We start from the raw sequence: 16731 nt of genomic DNA, 5'->3' as shown, positions 1-16731 counted from the left end.
CGCACTTCATTAAAATAAGGCTTACTGAGAACATGGTAGATAAACGCGAATCCTATACGAAAGAAGACCTTGAAGCATCAGGCCGTGGCGAACTGTTTGGTGCTGGCGGGCCACCATTGCCGGCAGGCAATATGTTAATGATGGACCGTGTCGTTAAAATGACAGAAGACGGCGGCCTCTATAACAAAGGTTATGTGGAAGCGGAACTGGATATTAATCCAGATCTATGGTTCTTCGGTTGCCATTTTATCGGCGATCCAGTAATGCCCGGCTGTCTGGGCCTTGATGCCATGTGGCAGTTAGTTGGTTTCTATCTTGGCTGGCTGGGTGGCGAAGGCAAAGGCCGCGCCTTGGGTGTCGGTGAAGTGAAGTTTACTGGTCAGGTACTGCCTGACGCCAAGAAAGTGACATATCGTATTAATTTTAAACGCGTGATTATGCGTAAATTGATTATGGGTGTTGCTGATGGCGAAGTATTAGTGGATGGCAAAGTGATTTATACCGCTACCGACTTGAAAGTAGGCCTGTTTAAAGACACTAACGCTTTCTAATCTTTTTATCCGTTATTCTGATGCAGGGGCAGTTAAATCCCCTGCATTGTTATCATGATGCCAATGGCATTTTTTTTACCGCAAGTGACTACAATAAATGTAGTGACTTGTTGGTAGCAGCCCGTGATATGCCATCATTCGAGGAGTGGTATGCAAAGAACTCGCCTACAAGACATGCCCTGTCCAGTTGCCCGTGCACTAGAACGAGTGGGAGAGTGGTGGAGCATACTGATCATTCGAGATGCCTTTCAGGGACTAACTCGATTTGATGAATTCCAGCAAAGTTTACAACTTTCTCCGACCATCCTAACTCGTCGCTTAAAGTATTTGGTGGAAAGCGGCATCCTTGAAAAACGCCTCTACCATACTCGCCCTATTCGTTATGAGTATCTGCTGACTGAACGTGGTAATGATTTCTTCCCGGTCATTGCCGCATTATTTCACTGGGGGAATCAGCATTTTGCCCCAGAAGGAACTGTGGCGATGCTCGCAGATAGCCGCACAGGTGTTCCTGTGGAACCTATCCTGCTGGACAACGCGAGCCGACAACCTATCCACGCACAAAATGTCACCCTCGCGGCAGGCTCCGTCAGGAGCGATATAATTAATAAACGGTTGGCACTGATGCAGGACAAACGATCAGCGGATGCCAGATACCCCTCTCATTCAATTAAGTCTCAAAAGGAAAAATGATGAATACACGTCGTGTAGTAATTACAGGCATGGGAGTAGTTTCCCCATTAGGCTGTGGTACTGAGATAGTTTGGCAACGTCTGCTGGCGGGGCAATCAGGTATCCGTGTTCTACCAGATGAAATTGTTGACGATTTGCCGGCAAAAATTGGTGGGCAAGTCCCTACCCTTGCAGAAGATCCTGATGCTGGCTTCGATCCCGATAAAGCTGTTGCACCAAAAGACCAGAAGAAAATGGATCGTTTCATTGAGTTTGCAATGGCTGCGGCAGATGAGGCTATTGCTCATGCGGGTTGGCAAGCCGATGATTTAGAGAAGCAAGAGCGCACGGCGACAGTCATTGGCTCGGGTATTGGTGGATTTCCTTCCATCGCACATGCGGTTCGCACCACTGATAGCCGCGGGCCAAAACGGCTATCGCCTTTCACTGTGCCCTCATTTCTGGTGAATTTGGCCGCTGGCCATGTCTCTATCAAGCATCATTTTAAAGGGCCGATTGGTGCCCCGGTGACGGCCTGTGCGGCAGGTGTTCAAGCGATTGGCGATGCGGTGCGGATGATTCGCAATAATGAAGCAGATATTGCGCTATGTGGTGGTGCTGAAGCCGCGATTGATAAGGTCAGTCTGGCCGGTTTTGCCGCGGCTCGAGCCTTATCAACAGGCTCTAATGACGCACCAGAGAAAGCCTCTCGCCCCTTTGATAGTGCGCGTGATGGATTTGTAATGGGCGAAGGTGCTGGCCTGCTGATTATTGAAGCACTAGAGCATGCTTTGGCTCGTGGTGCACAACCGTTGGCCGAAATTGTCGGTTACGGTACCAGTGCCGATGCTTACCATATGACTTCGGGCGCAGAAGATGGTGATGGTGCCTATCGTGCGATGAAAATTGCATTGCGTCAGGCAGGCATTGAACCAGCACAGGTTCAGCATCTCAATGCACATGCAACGTCAACCCCGGTTGGTGATCTTGGCGAAATCAATGCGATTAAGCACTTGTTTGGCGAGAATGCGACTTTAGCGATTACATCTACAAAATCAGCGACAGGACATTTACTGGGGGCGGCAGGCGGGCTGGAAACTATTTTTACAGTCTTGGCATTACGGGATCAAATTGTTCCAGCAACGCTGAATTTGGAAAATCTGGATCCTGCGGCTCATGGACTCAATGTGGTGTCGGGCCACGCTCAAGCCCGTGAAATCACTTATGCGCTTTCCAATGGTTTTGGTTTCGGTGGGGTCAATGCGAGCATACTACTGAAACGCTGGTAAGTACGATTAACAACCTCCGCGATATGCGCATAAAGCGGAGGTGTTCCCTCAGTCTGACAGAGAGCCGCTTAAGCGGTCACAGCCCTGTCCTCCATGGCTTGTCGCCAACCTCCTAACCAATGTGATCTGGCGTCTAAAGCTTGGTAAGGGCAAATTTCCCTTGAACGCCCAGAAATACCTGCTTGGTACCCACGTGACAACGCCCTTTCCAAGCGATCTCTTTTCTGTCTCTTCATGCCTCGTTTCCCTCATCTTTCTGTCTGGTGGAAAGAAAACAGTGACCACTTTATGTGCAGTCACAATTAAGTGATAGACCTTAGGAAACAGAAAAGCAATGCGCAATATTCACGCCAATGTCACATTTGTGAGCTAGGCACGCAGAATTAGCTAAGTGATTGATTTGAGATGAACGAAGGTAACTACTTGATATTTATTGACAACCCTCTTTCACGATAAATTCATTATTATCAATGAAAGAGGGTTAGACCGATTTAGAACAAAATATTATTTAACTTGTTGTAAACGAGCGGCAATCGTCTTAGCTTCCTGTTGCCACCCCTGAGCCAGAGTGCGAATAAGCGCATCATAACCATCTTCGCTCTGTTTTAGCTCTAAATCGAATGGCTGCTTAATCAGTTGGCCCTGATGTTTTAGTATCCAGACACCGCGGATGATAGCGCGCCCATCGTAGCGGCCATGAAAACCAGTGACAGTCACATTGAGAACATCCTGATCGCTATCAAGGGGTTGTGAAGACACCAACCACCCCGGCAACGCACTGCTCAGATTTGTCACCAACGTTTGCTGCAATTGCTGATCCAGTGGGCTGGCCCAAAGGTTGTTACTGGCTATCACATACTGCACATCGTTGGTTTGATACACCACTCCCGCTGCAGCAAGATAATCAGCAACACCGACATGCTCAATCCATAATTGCCGTGATGCAACACTGCTACTTGCTGTTGCGGGTGCACTCAGCGCGGGCAATTGATAGTACGTCTTGCTCGGTTCGCTGCTGCATGCGCTAAGTAATAGCGCGGCGATAACTGCCATCCATTTCATCATTTTTTGGCCTTCTTAGGCTGAGGATCCTGACTTCCCGCCGCTTCAAATACTAGCGCGTTGCTCTTTTCATTCAACGTCCGTAATACCGGTTGTAATTCACGCAGGACCTGATCTAGCCGCTGCATATCACCCACCATTTTATTGTATGCCGGTGATCCTGGTTGGAAGCCTTTCATGCTGCGATTCAACTCATTCAACGTCTTTTGCAGATCTTTTGGTAGGTCTTGCATGGCCGGACTGGAGGTAATCGCAGTCAGTGACTCTAGCGTTTTCTGAGTTTCATGCATCGTTTTCTGACTTTCGACCAGTGTTTTGGTGACTTCATTAAGCATTGGCGTCAACGGCAAATTATTGATTTTATCTAACGTTTGCGTCAGTTTCTGCTGAATTTGCGCTAAACCACCGCTGACGGTTGGCAGTAATGGATAACCCACGACTTCCAAAGGCCCTTTCCACGGTTTAGCATCTGGGTAGAAATCCAGATCGATGAACAACGCGCCAGTCAGCAAGTTTCCTGATTTCAAGGATGCACGCAGGCCACGCTCTTTCGCTGCTTTCAATGTTTGTTCGAAATTGGCATCCGGTCCTAAATCATTACGGAAACGGCCTGGCTCAATACGAATAAGCACTGGGATACGGAAATCATTATCAACACGCTGCCTCATCCCCTCGGCAAAGAAGGGAACTTCACCCACAGTACCGACACGGATCCCTCGGAACTCAACGGGTGCGCCCGCCTGCAAGCCACGAACAGAATCAGAAAAGAATAACAAGAAATCTTCATGTTCAGTGTACAGAGAGTTTTGAATACTGCTGCGGTCATCAAACAGTTTAAATTCCGGTTTTTCTTGAGTGATAGGCTTACCGAGCTCCAGACCATCCGGGACATCAAAACTGACACCACCGCTGAATAATGTTGCCAGCGATGCCATTTCTACCCGCATTCCTTGCGAGGAGAGGTCGACGGCCACGCCACTGTCTTTCCAAAAGCGAACATTGGTCGTCACTAAGCTGTCATAAGGTGCGCCAATAAAGAGCTGATAACGCATCAGGCGCAATTTAGCATCAAAAGTACTGGTTTCCACTGAACCGACTCGATAACCACGGAACAGTACCGGATCCCCGGCATTCAACTGCCCCGCTTGTTCGCTGTCGAGTATGATGCGCAGCCCTTTTGCATCAGGAGCTGCAAGTGGGGGGGAGTCAAGTAATGTGAATTTATCTAATGCCTTGCCTTTACCACCCGGCTGCAGTTCGATATAGGCACCAGAGAGCAGCGTCCCTAAACCAGAAATACCTTCACGGCCAATTTGTGGTTTAACCACCCAGAAAACGGTGTCGCTGTGCAGCAAATTCTTCATGCCTGAATTCAGCCGCGCTTGTACGATAACATGGTTAAGATCTTCGCTCAGAGTGACCTGTTCAACGATACCAATATCCACACTACGGCTTTTTATTTTTGTTTTACCCGCTTCGATGCCTTCAGCATTCAACGTGGTCATTACCACCTGAGGTCCCTGATGGCTAAAATGATAAAACAGTATCCATGCACCAATCAGCACAGTCACAATAGGGATTATCCACACCGGGGACCATCGCTTGATTTTTTCTATTTCTGCCACACCTTGGCTGGGATTATTGTCCGTCACCTTGCGGCTCCTTCTTGGGTTGTTTCACTTATTCGATCCCAGGTTAACCGGGGATCAAAGGTTAATGCAGCAAACATGGTCAGGATCACTACCATTGCAAATAGTAGTGCACCAATCGCCGGGTAGATACTCATCAGTTGCCCGATACGAACTAATGATGAAAGCACAGCAATAACAAAGACATCAATCATTGACCAACGGCCAACAAATTCGACGACTTCATAAATAAAATGCATTCGTTCAGTGTCTGTTTTGCCTTTACCTTTTGCATCCCAGCATAGCCAACCGATCGCGAGCATTTTCAAGGACGGTACCATGATACTGGCAATAAAAATCACCAACGCCACCGGATAAGAGCCCTCACTCCATAGGAAAATCACCCCAGACATAATGGTGGATCCCATCTGGCTGCCTAAACTTTCTGTGATCATGATGGGCATTAGATTGGCAGGAATATATAGCAATATTGATGTGGTCAATAATGCCATTGTCCATTGCAAGCTATTGCGACGACGGACATGCCCATGACTATGGCAGCGTGGGCACTGTTCTTGGGATTGCGGCAAGATGGCCGTGCAGCACGAACAGGAGCGTAAACCTTGACGCAGCCCGGTACGCCCCGCAATAAGAGGGTAAGGTAATGCAGGTGCGGGCGCGATATCCTGCCACATCCAATGTCGGTCGATACATTGAAAAGCACGAACTTGCAACACGCAGAATATACAGTAAGGGATAAAACTGCTGCCAACGCCAATATCGCCATAGGCCATCAATTTAACAAAACTCACTAATACACCGGCGAGGAAAATCTCAACCATGCACCAAGCTTTAAATTGAAATAATATTTTTGCTATGAATGTTTTCCAACGCGTCGGCATACGCACCCGTAGGCAAAGCAGAATTATGGCCACCATACAAAAAGCCGGTATTAACTGCACCAACACCATAAATAGCGTCGCCATGCTGGCATAATCATCTGCCACCATCACTTTGGGTATTTGGATCAAAGTGATTTCGCTGGTGATCCCCGCCACTCGCATGCTGACAAAGGGAAACATATTTGCCAGCAGTAGCATAAATAATGCACTGAAAGCATAACCGACGGGGCGCTTACGTGGCTCATCCCACCTCGCCGTTAGTGTCGTTTTGCAACGCGGACATACCGCTTTAGTACCATAAGGCAGTGAGGGTAAGACCACTGACATATCACACTGCCGGCACAGGATCACATTCCCTGTCTGCCCGGAGTGTTCAGGCTGAATTACAGAACACAATATCTCATTCCTCAATACCCTTTAACTTTCCAAGCACAGGTGTATTTGCTGCACTCACTGACCCGAATCGCTCACCTCAGCCAGCTTATCGGTACTTTTTTGCTTGCCGCCTTCCTGTACTTGGAAATCTTATTGGGTAGTACTCATATCGCTGAGTGCCGTTTTGTCAGGGGGCCTAATATAACAATAGACATAATATTGCACAGCACCTCATCAGACAGAACGGCTATTACAGATTTTTAACCGTTTTTCTGAGCTTCCAGCTCTTCCCAACGACTAAATGCGACCTCTAATGCCTGTTCAGCATCCGCGAGTGCCTTTAAAACCTGCTGTGTCTCTTCATGTGGGCGAGAGAAGAAATCAGTATGACTGACCTGAGCCTGTAACTCACTGATTTCATTTTCCAGCTTTTCCAATTGCTGAGGCAATTGATCCAACTCACGTTGCAGGTTATAGCTCAACTTGCCAGGGCGTTTTGCCGCTGGTGTCGTATTTTTTACCGGCGCAGTCGCTTTGGTCTCTTCAGCTTTAGCGGCAACCTGACGAATAGGTTTTGCTTCAGCGCGTTGTTGATGAGCATCATAATAGCCCCCGACAAAGCTGTTGATTTGACCATTCCCTTCAAAGATCCAGCATTCAGTTACTGAGTTATCAACGAATTGGCGATCATGGCTGACCAGCAATACAGTGCCCTGATAGCTATCGACCATCTCTTCCAACAGTTCCAGTGTTTCTACATCCAGATCGTTGGTCGGTTCATCGAGGATCAATAAGTTGCTTGGCTTAAGGAATAATTTTGCCAATAACAGGCGGTTACGCTCACCGCCAGATAACGCTTTCACTGGGGTCATCGCGCGTTTCGGGTGGAACAAGAAATCTTGCAGATAGCCCAACACATGGCGTGAACGGCCATTGACCATCACTTCCTGCTTACCTTCCGCTAGGTTATCCATCACTGTGCGTTCTGGATCAAGTTCTGCGCGATGCTGGTCAAAATAGGCGACTTCCAGCTTAGTACCGCAATGCACTTTACCGCTATCTGCTTTAAGCTGACCGAGCATCAGTTTCAGCAAGGTGGTTTTACCGCAACCGTTTGGACCCACCAGCGCAATTTTATCGCCACGCTGTACTTGAGCAGTAAAATCTTTCACCAGCACTTTGCCATCGACCTGATAATTAACATTTTCCAGATCAAAGACGATTTTGCCTGAGCGCACGGTCTCTTCCACTTGCATCTTGGCCGTGCCCATCACTTCACGGCGCTGTGAACGCTCCATCCGCAATGCTTTCAGGGCGCGAACACGACCCTCGTTACGCGTGCGTCGTGCTTTGATGCCTTGGCGAATCCATACTTCTTCTTGCGCCAATTTGCGGTCAAATTCGGCATTTTGCAGCTCTTCAACCCGCAACGCTTCTTCTTTGCTAGCCAGATACAATTCGTAGTTACCCGGCCATGACACTAATTTGCCACGATCCAGATCGACAATGCGAGTGGCCATTGCGCGGATAAAGGAGCGGTCATGGGAGATAAAGACGATACTGCCTTGGAATTCTTTCAAGAAGCCTTCCAACCAGTTGATAGTTTCAATATCCAAATGGTTAGTCGGTTCGTCCAGCAGTAACACTTTCGGTGAGCTGACCAACGCGCGACCTAATGCCGCTTTACGCAACCAACCCCCTGACAGAGAAGAAAGTTCTGCATCAGCCGACAAGCCTAACTGAACCAGTACTTCCTGAATACGGCTGTCTAGCTGCCATAATCCCTGATGATCCAAAATTTCCTGCAAGGCCGCCAGCCGATTAAGGTTTTTTTCGCTCGGGTCAAGTTCAACCTGATGCAGTGTTGCATGATACGCTTTCAGATGCTCTGCCTGTTCTTGCACGCCTTCAGCCACAAAATCAAACACTGTGCCCGCGACATTGCGCGGTGGATCTTGCTGTAAACGGGCAACAATCAAATCCTGTTCATAAATGATGCGACCATCATCCAAAGGCACTTCTTTGCTCAGAATTTTCAGCAAGGTGGATTTGCCCGCGCCATTACGGCCCACCAGACAAACGCGTTCGTTTGCCTCAATATGCAATTCAGTATTATCTAATAAAGGTGCATCGCTGAACGACAGCCAAGCACCGGACATGCTAATTAACGACATAGTTTTTACTTTTCCTCGCGGCTGTGAGTGACCAGCCAGCAGTTGTGGATCTGACGATTACGGGCAAAGTCTTCAGATTGCGTCTGTGCTGTTATTTCTTTCGCTTCCAGCCCTAACGCCTCTATAGCGGCCAAATCCATCTGGAAACCGCGCTTGTTGTTAGAGAACATGATGGTCCCCTGACGACGCAGTAACCGTTTAAGTTCTTTCATCAGCACGACATGATCGCGCTGCACATCAAAGGTGGTTTCCATACGCTTGGAGTTGGAGAACGTCGGCGGATCGATAAAGATCACATCGAATTGCTCATCCGTGTTACTGAGCCAAGACAGGCAATCAGCTTGGATCAAACGGTGTTGCTGGCCCGTTAAGCCATTCACCCGCAGGTTTTTCTCTGCCCACTCCAAATAAGTCCGTGACATATCGACCGTGGTCGTACTGCGCGCGCCTCCCAGCCCTGCATGAACACTTGCAGTTCCGGTATAAGCAAACAGGTTAAGGAAATCTTTACCCTTACTCATTTTGCCCAACATTTGACGCGCAATGCGGTGATCGAGGAATAAGCCTGTATCAAGATAATCAGTCAGGTTGACCCACAGTTTGGCGTTATATTCATTCACCAACAGGAATTCACCCTTCTGAGCCAATTTTTCATATTGGCTTTTACCCTTTTGGCGTTCTCGTGTTTTCAGTACCAATTGATTTGACGGCAGATTCAACACCGCCAGAGTGGCATTAATCACATCAAACAAGCGTTGACGTGCTTTTTGCGCGTCAATGGTTTTCGGCGGGGCATATTCCTGTACCACGACTTTGCTGCCATAACGATCGACGGCGACGTTATAGTCTGGTAAATCAGCATCATATAAGCGATAACATTCGATACCCTGCTGTTTCGCCCACTTATCCAGCTTTTTCACATTCTTGCGCAGACGGTTAGCATAATCTTCAGCGACCTGAACCCCCGCGGCACCTTGTGGGTTCGCGGCCAACTGATAGTTTTTCTGCACACAATCAAGCGGGCCATTTTTGGCTTTGAATTCGCGCTCTGCACGTAATTGCAAACAACTTAGCAATTCAGGTGACGCACTGAACAGTGATAAACGCCAGCCACCGAATGCACTTTTCATGATGCGGCCCAGCATATTATGCAGGGCAATCAATGCCGGTTCACTTTCCAACCGTTCACCGTAAGGTGGGTTACTGATAACCGTACCTACCGGCCCTTCTGGTAATGGATTAACTAGTTTACTGACATCGTTCGCATTAAAGGTAATCAGTTCTGACACCCCAGCACGGCGGGCATTGGCCCGAGCCATTTCAATGACTCGCCGGTCAATATCTGAGCCAAAGAAACGCGATGTAGTCTCTTGTAAACCGCGGCGAGCGCGCACTTGTGCTTCAGTAGTCAATTCACGCCAGAGTTCCTCGTTAAAGGCGCTCCAAGCCGTAAAGCCCCAATGTTCCCGATGCAGGCCCGGCGCACGATCAGAAGCCATCATTGCCGCTTCAATTAGTAACGTGCCGGAGCCACACATTGGGTCAACCATTGGCGTGCCTGACTGCCAGCCAGAACGCAAAATAATGGCCGCTGCCAGATTCTCTTTCAATGGTGCCTGCCCTGTCAGATCACGGTAACCGCGCTGATGCAGGCCTTCGCCACTCAGATCGAGTGCCACACTGGCCATTTCTCGTTGCAGGAATACGTTGACCCGAATATCAGGTTGCTGTTTGGCCACTGTTGGGCGCTGTTCCAATTTACGAGTAAAGCTATCGACGATGGCATCTTTGACTTTTAATGCCCCGTACTGACTGTTGCGGATCTCGTCATTGACGCCACTAAAATGCACGGCAAATGTTTTATCCACACCAAAAATTGACGGCCAATCAATTGCCTGTACACCAAGGTACAAGTCTAAATCACTGTAAACTTTGAATTCGTTAAGCGGTAACAAGATGCGCGAAGCCAAACGGCTCCACAACAGGCTTTGGTACATGAGTCGATCGTCGCCCTGAAAATGTACCCCACCCTGTACTATTTTACAGTCGTGAGCGCCCAGCGCTTCGAGTTCGCTTTTTAACAGTTCTTCCAGTCCACGCGCCGTGCTGGCAAACAGAGAGTTCATATCGCACTATCACCAAAAAGAAAATTGTTGCGCATTATAGCTAATCCCAGCAGCTTGTCATAAAGTTGCTCCCTCTAATTTAATACTCGCACGGAGATAATGGTGATTACCCTCTCCCGACTTTATGTTCATCCAGTGAAATCCATGCGCGGCTTGCAGCTTTCTCATGCTCAAGTTTGCAGCAGTGGGCTGGCTTTTGACCGCGCATTTATGATTACCGAACCGGATGGCACTTTCATTACTGCGCGCCAATATCCGAAGATGGTCATGTTTACCCCGGCATTAATGCCAGATGGTTTATATCTCACTGCCCCCGATGGCGAGAGTGCCAGTATCCGCTTTAGTGATTTTTTAGCCAATGCGGAACCGACTGAAGTATGGGGGAACCATTTTACCGCGCTCATCGCTCCAGCCGCTATCAACAACTGGCTCAGTGACTATTTTCAGCGCGAAGTCCAATTACGCTGGCTTGGACCAGAATTAACCCGCCGGGTAAAACCGATGCCGGAAATTCCACTCACCTTTGCTGATGGCTTCCCTTATTTACTGATCAATGAAGCATCGTTTAAAGAATTACAGCAACGTTGCCCTGGCAGTATTAAGCTGGAACAGTTTCGGCCCAATTTAGTGGTGACGGGTGCTACGGCATTTGCCGAAGACGGTTGGCAGGTCATCCGAGTGGGTGATATTACCTTTGATTTGGTTAAACCGTGCAGCCGCTGTGTATTAACGACCGTCAGTGTTGAACGCGGACGAAAACACCCTACCGGCGAACCTTTGCAGACTTTACAGACATTCCGAACCGCTGAAAATGGTGATATTGATTTTGGTCAGAATATGGTGGCCAGAAACAGCGGTATTATTCGGGTTGGGGATGAGGTCGAAATTCTGTCAACCAAACCGCCACGTCCATACCGTGCCGGTGCCGTGGTTGAAAGCCTTGCAGCACCACAAGATCAATCGAAAACTGTCTCTATTGAATATAACGGTATCCGTTTTAACGGTAATAATCAGCAAGTATTGTTGGAACAATTAGAACAGCAAAATATTCGTATACCCTATTCTTGTCGGGCGGGGATATGCGGTAGTTGCAGAATTACCTTGGTCAATGGCGAGGTCGCACCTTTAAAACAGAGTGCTATCGGTAATGATGGGACGATTCTTTGCTGTAGCTGTATACCCAAAGGGGATATTACCCTCGGCGGCAAATAAACAGCTTAATAACACAATCAGCCAACGCCATTGGGCTTGAAAGATGAAAGGAATTACATCGCCCGGTCATAGGCTGGTGCGATGTAGCTGGTTTCAATCACTAGCGGCAACAAACGGTCATTCATTATCTTTATTGCATCACCCAATATTAGCTGACGCCCAGCTAATATTACCTGAGGCTGTGCTAATAAGCACAAACTGGCAGAGTCGCCAGATTCAACCACCAACAAACTAATTTCTTCACCACTGTCCAAAACTTTGACTGCGGCCAGTTCAGCATTTTGCGGCACCCAGTTTTTTGTCTGTTGTGCAAAATACCAGCTTTTAGGCATTAATGGTTTTAAAAAGCGAAATGCAACCAGAGCATTTAATATCAATTCTGAACGTTGTTCATGGCCCATTTTAATTTGGCGACATTGATCTTCGAATTCAAAATAGAGCGCAGCATCATCAACACAGAATGCAGCTTCACCAAAAGCATCAGGAGTGAGCATTTTTGACGGGAAACGCGAACGAAATATCATACCATTAGCTAAATCCAACATAAGTCGGTCATGTTCGGTATCAAAATACCAACGCCATTTATCGTCTGGTTTAATCCGCATATTTTATCCTTCCCGCCATACTGCCAACATCATTGATTCAATGACTGGGTTTTCACCCATCAAATGAGACTAAATTCATATAAGGTTTTTGGTGTATATTTAATCTATGGAACAAAATATAGACGAGCTGGGGGAATAAATAAACCCCCAGACAAGTAAAGAAGATAAATAATTAGATATGAGTAACGATATTCTTAATCAAACCTGGTCCGCGGAAGATAAATCCGGAATAAATTTGAATCAATGAAGCACCGGCAGCCATTTTTTCACGGGCGGCAATAACAGAGTCAATTCCACCCACACCGATAATAGGCAAACGCCCTTGCAGTTCTTGTGATAAGCGACGAATCACTTCAGTACTGTGTAATTGTAATGGACGGCCGCTTAAACCACCGGCTTGTTCGCAATAATTTAAACCTTGAATGAGAGAACGGTCTAAAGTTGTATTAGTAGCAATTACACCATCTATATTATGACGAACCAAACTATCGGCTATTTGGATCAATTCTTCTTCAGTAAGATCCGGGGCGATCTTTACTGCTACTGGAACATACTTATGATGTCGTTGGTGTAATTCAGTTTGTTTATTTTTAATTGCAGCTAACAAATCATCCAGAGCTTCACCATACTGTAAGGAGCGTAACCCCGGTGTATTAGGTGAGGAGATATTAATCGCAATATATCCAGCGTAAGGATATATTTTGTCCATACAAATCAAGTAATCGTCTTTACCTTGTTCTACCGGAGTATCTTTATTCTTACCAATATTAATGCCTAAAATACCGCCGAAATGTGATTTCTTGACGTTTTCAATTAAGTTATCAACCCCGTGGTTATTAAATCCCATACGGTTGATCAAGCCTTCGGCTTCAACGATCCTAAAGAGTCTTGGCTTGTCATTACCTGATTGTGGCCGTGGTGTCACAGTCCCCACTTCGATAAAACCAAATCCCATAGCGCCTAAAGCATCAATACACTCGCCGTCTTTATCCAGACCCGCAGCCAGGCCCACTGGGTTTTTAAATGACAATCCCATACAGCTTACCGTTTTGGTTGGCACTGACTGGCGAACCAGAAACTCAAGCGGAGTGCCAGTGACTCGTTTTAACTGACGGAAAGTGAACTCATGGGCACGTTCTGGATCAAGCTGAAACAGTGCTTTTTTGACGAGAGGATAGTACATGTAATCTCCTGAGCGAGCGATGACAAGCCGTTGATGCGGGAATGGTAAATTCATCTTTCAGGAAAGTAAACGTTTGCGAGGTAAAGCCATGCAAAGAGTATTGATATCAACTGCCGTGGTAATCATAAAATAGAGGGCATCACTGCCCTCTATTTTTTTATGTGCCTACATCTTATGCCGCTAAGGCTTTGGTGATCTTCTCGAACAAATCACCGGATAGATTTTCCAGTACTTTGAGTTGTTCCAATGCCTGGCGCATCAAAGCTTGACGCCCTGCGTCGTAGCGTTTCAAGCGAATCAGTGGCTCAATTAAGCGAGCAGCAACTTGCGGATTACGGGTATTCAAGTCACTGAGTATTTCCACCAGGAATTGATAACCGCTGCCATCTGTTGCGTGGAAAGCTGCTGGATTACCGGAGGCAAAACTACCTACCAGTGAACGAGTACGGTTTGGATTACTCAAACTAAAGGCGGGATGTTTCAGCAACCCACGCACCTGCGCCAATACATCCACGGCAGGACTCATTGCTTGCAGTGCGAACCATTTATCCATCACCAAGCCATCATGGTTCCAGCGGACATCAAAGGCCGCCAGTAATTCGTCCCGGCATGGCAACTGCGCAGCAACAGCCGCGGCCAAGGCTGCCAGAGAGTCCGTCATATTATCAGCCTGATGATATTGTGAAGAGACCAGCTTGTTAGCAAAGTCTTCATCACCAAACGCCAAATAATTCAAGCACGTATTGCGCAGTGCTCGCTTGGCAATATCGCCATGTTCAATACGATAGACCGGCGTTATATTCGCCACGTAAACAGCCAACAGCTCATCAGACAATTCATTCGCCAGACAGCGGGTTATCGCTTCATGTACTGCGCTGATCGCCTGCGGATCAATAATGGTAAACAGCTCCGCAATTTCATTTTCCGATGGCAATGTCAGGATCTGTGCAGCTAAAGCCGGATCAAGATTTTCATCAAGTAATATTGCGCGGAAAGCATCTGCCACGTGACTCGGTAAGCTCAATGGTTGTTTCTGTTGGTATTTGGCAACATTGAGTTTGATATAGGTTGCCAGCAAACTTTGTGCCGCATCCCAACGAGAAAATTCATTGCGCGCATGCTGCATCAGGAACGTCAGTTGCTGGTCACTGTAGGTATAATCCAATTTGACCGGCGCGGAAAACTCACGCAATAAAGAAGGAATCGGTGGGTGCTCAACATTATCAAAGGTAAAGGTCTGTTCAGCTTCCGTCACATTCAACACATGATGCACCGGCAAACCATTTCGCTGTAGTGCAATCACATTACCTTTGCTGTCATATAACTCAATATCCAATGGAATATGCAGTGGCAACTTTTCCGGCTGATCAGCGGTTGGTAATGTTTTTTGACTCACGTGTAAATGATATTGCTGCTTTTCGGCATCATAATCATCACGAACGGTCAGTATTGGCGTGCCCGATTGGCTATACCAGCGACGGAATAGAGACAGGTCAACATTCGAAGCATCCTCCATTGCCTGCACAAAATCATCACAGGTGGCCGCGCTGCCGTCATGGCGTTCAAAATAGAGCTGCATACCCGCTTGGAATTGCTGCTCACCCAATAATGTATGCATCATGCGGATAACTTCTGAACCCTTCTCATACACCGTTAAAGTGTAGAAGTTGTTCATTTCAATCACTTTATCCGGGCGAATGGCATGAGCCATCGGGCTGGCATCTTCTGCAAACTGTGCTGCACGCATGACCCGCACATTCTCAATGCGGTTAACAGAGCGTGAACCTAAATCAGAACTAAACTCCTGATCACGAAATACGGTTAACCCTTCTTTCAGACTTAACTGGAACCAATCTCGGCAAGTCACACGGTTACCAGTCCAATTATGGAAATACTCATGACCAATAACAGCTTCGATATTCAGATAATCTTTATCTGTCGCTGTTTCAGCCTTTGCCAAAACATATTTTGAATTAAATACATTCAGCCCTTTATTTTCCATTGCACCCATATTGAAGAAATCAACCGCCACAATCATATAGATGTCGAGGTCGTATTCTAGGCCAAAACGGGTTTCATCCCATTTCATGGCATTCTTCAACGAGGTCATTGCCCAATCGGCACGATCCAAATTACCACGGTCAACAAAAAGCTCCAGAGCAACTTCGCGGCCAGAACGAGTAATAAATTTATCACGTAGGACATCAAAATCACCGGCCACTAGCGCAAATAGATAGCAAGGTTTTGGGAATGGGTCTTCCCACTTAATCCAATGGCGACCATCGTCTAAAATGCCTTTCCCCACCGGGTTACCGTTAGAGAGTAAATATGGATAAAGCGATTTATCCGCAACGATGCGTGTCGTAAAACGAGCCAGCACATCTGGGCGGTCTAAATAATAGGTAATATGACGGAAACCTTCAGCTTCGCATTGTGTACACAATGCCTCACCGGATAAATATAACCCTTCCAACGCACTGTTTTTCGCCGGATGAATATCATTAATAATTGTCAGTGTGAAATGCGCTGGCAGCTGTTCAATCACTAGCGAATTATCTTGTAGCTGATAATGAGGCCATGCTTGCCCATCTACGCTGATACTGATTAACGTGAGATCTTCACCATTGAGGACCAGCGGTGCTCCGTCTACTCCCTGACGTTTAACTTTACTGACCGCCGTTACTGTCGTTTTCTGCGCATCTAGCGCGAAGTCCAGATCGATATCGGTAATGGTGTAATCCGGCGATTTATAATCGTGACGGTATTTAGCTTGCGGCTGTTGTGTCATAAAAACCCTTTTGACGTCATCAGTGAATATGGTTATCCAGTCTGCCGTTATGATTGTTTAGGCTCAGAAGCGCGGAATGACAGAGAATATCGCTCAGTAAAAAGCCATGCAGTTAGCGGCTTTGCCCCAGACTCAGATAGTTTTTCAATGTATCACAACTGTGA

12 protein-coding genes and 1 pseudogene are annotated in these 16731 nt (G+C 47.1%); 4 read left to right on the top strand and 9 right to left on the bottom strand.

Going from position 1 to position 16731, the window contains the following annotated elements:
• Window positions 1–32: 32 nt before the first annotated feature.
• From fabA to fabF, 3 genes are all read left to right on the top strand, one after another.
• A complete protein-coding gene (fabA, locus tag ACIOG0_RS08605; RefSeq protein WP_050097738.1) occupies window positions 33–551 on the top strand; it encodes a bifunctional 3-hydroxydecanoyl-ACP dehydratase/trans-2-decenoyl-ACP isomerase in 519 nt (172 codons plus the stop codon).
• A 150-nt stretch (window positions 552–701) separates the two neighbouring features.
• Window positions 702–1244 carry a helix-turn-helix domain-containing protein gene (locus tag ACIOG0_RS08600; protein ID WP_050097152.1) on the top strand — a complete coding sequence of 181 codons (543 nt, stop codon included), beginning with the start codon at window positions 702–704 and terminating at the stop codon, window positions 1242–1244.
• Complete coding sequence (gene fabF, locus ACIOG0_RS08595; RefSeq protein ID WP_050097151.1) at window positions 1244–2512, top strand: beta-ketoacyl-ACP synthase II; 1269 nt, start codon at window positions 1244–1246, stop codon at window positions 2510–2512. The genes ACIOG0_RS08600 and fabF overlap by 1 nt, the downstream gene beginning before the upstream one ends.
• 68 nt (window positions 2513–2580) lie before the next feature.
• Here the strand turns inward: fabF and rmf are convergent, their stop codons facing one another.
• The 6 genes and pseudogenes from rmf to rlmKL all read right to left on the bottom strand — a co-directional run bounded on the left by rmf (window position 2581) and on the right by rlmKL (window position 10779).
• Window positions 2581–2748, bottom strand: a complete 168-nt coding sequence (gene rmf, locus ACIOG0_RS08590; RefSeq protein WP_005170911.1) for a ribosome modulation factor — start codon at window positions 2746–2748, stop codon at window positions 2581–2583.
• A gap of 268 nt (window positions 2749–3016) precedes the next feature.
• Window positions 3017–3577 carry a membrane integrity-associated transporter subunit PqiC gene (gene pqiC, locus ACIOG0_RS08585; protein ID WP_050097150.1) on the bottom strand — a complete coding sequence of 187 codons (561 nt, stop codon included), beginning with the start codon at window positions 3575–3577 and terminating at the stop codon, window positions 3017–3019.
• Complete coding sequence (pqiB, locus tag ACIOG0_RS08580) at window positions 3574–5226, bottom strand: intermembrane transport protein PqiB (protein WP_050097149.1); 1653 nt, start codon at window positions 5224–5226, stop codon at window positions 3574–3576. Before pqiB ends, pqiC begins: the two co-directional genes overlap by 4 nt.
• A pseudogene (gene pqiA / locus ACIOG0_RS08575) lies at window positions 5213–6500 on the bottom strand (membrane integrity-associated transporter subunit PqiA). Before pqiA ends, pqiB begins: the two are co-directional and overlap by 14 nt.
• A gap of 239 nt (window positions 6501–6739) precedes the next feature.
• Window positions 6740–8653, bottom strand: a complete 1914-nt coding sequence (locus ACIOG0_RS08570) for an ABC transporter ATP-binding protein (protein ID WP_050139694.1) — start codon at window positions 8651–8653, stop codon at window positions 6740–6742.
• Window positions 8654–8658: 5 nt separating this feature from the next.
• The gene (rlmKL, locus tag ACIOG0_RS08565; RefSeq protein WP_050097147.1) at window positions 8659–10779 is read right to left on the bottom strand and encodes a bifunctional 23S rRNA (guanine(2069)-N(7))-methyltransferase RlmK/23S rRNA (guanine(2445)-N(2))-methyltransferase RlmL; all 2121 of its coding nucleotides are present in this window, start codon (window positions 10777–10779) and stop codon (window positions 8659–8661) included.
• A 99-nt stretch (window positions 10780–10878) separates the two neighbouring features.
• Between rlmKL and ACIOG0_RS08560 the strand changes: the two genes are divergently transcribed.
• Complete coding sequence (locus tag ACIOG0_RS08560) at window positions 10879–11991, top strand: YcbX family protein (protein ID WP_128450867.1); 1113 nt, start codon at window positions 10879–10881, stop codon at window positions 11989–11991.
• Between the two features lie 53 nt (window positions 11992–12044).
• On the opposite strand, the gene ACIOG0_RS08555 is transcribed toward ACIOG0_RS08560, so the two are convergent.
• From ACIOG0_RS08555 to pepN, 3 genes are all read right to left on the bottom strand, one after another.
• The gene (locus ACIOG0_RS08555) at window positions 12045–12596 is read right to left on the bottom strand and encodes a cell division protein ZapC (protein WP_050097146.1); all 552 of its coding nucleotides are present in this window, start codon (window positions 12594–12596) and stop codon (window positions 12045–12047) included.
• A 172-nt stretch (window positions 12597–12768) separates the two neighbouring features.
• Window positions 12769–13779, bottom strand: a complete 1011-nt coding sequence (gene pyrD / locus ACIOG0_RS08550; protein WP_050097145.1) for a quinone-dependent dihydroorotate dehydrogenase — start codon at window positions 13777–13779, stop codon at window positions 12769–12771.
• Between the two features lie 172 nt (window positions 13780–13951).
• Window positions 13952–16567 carry an aminopeptidase N gene (pepN, locus tag ACIOG0_RS08545; protein WP_050097144.1) on the bottom strand — a complete coding sequence of 872 codons (2616 nt, stop codon included), beginning with the start codon at window positions 16565–16567 and terminating at the stop codon, window positions 13952–13954.
• Window positions 16568–16731 lie beyond the last annotated feature (164 nt).

It is taken from the genome of Yersinia vastinensis (assembly GCF_044905075.1).
Lineage (GTDB): Bacteria > Pseudomonadota > Gammaproteobacteria > Enterobacterales > Enterobacteriaceae > Yersinia > Yersinia vastinensis.
This window is presented reverse-complemented; position numbering and strand designations above follow the sequence as displayed.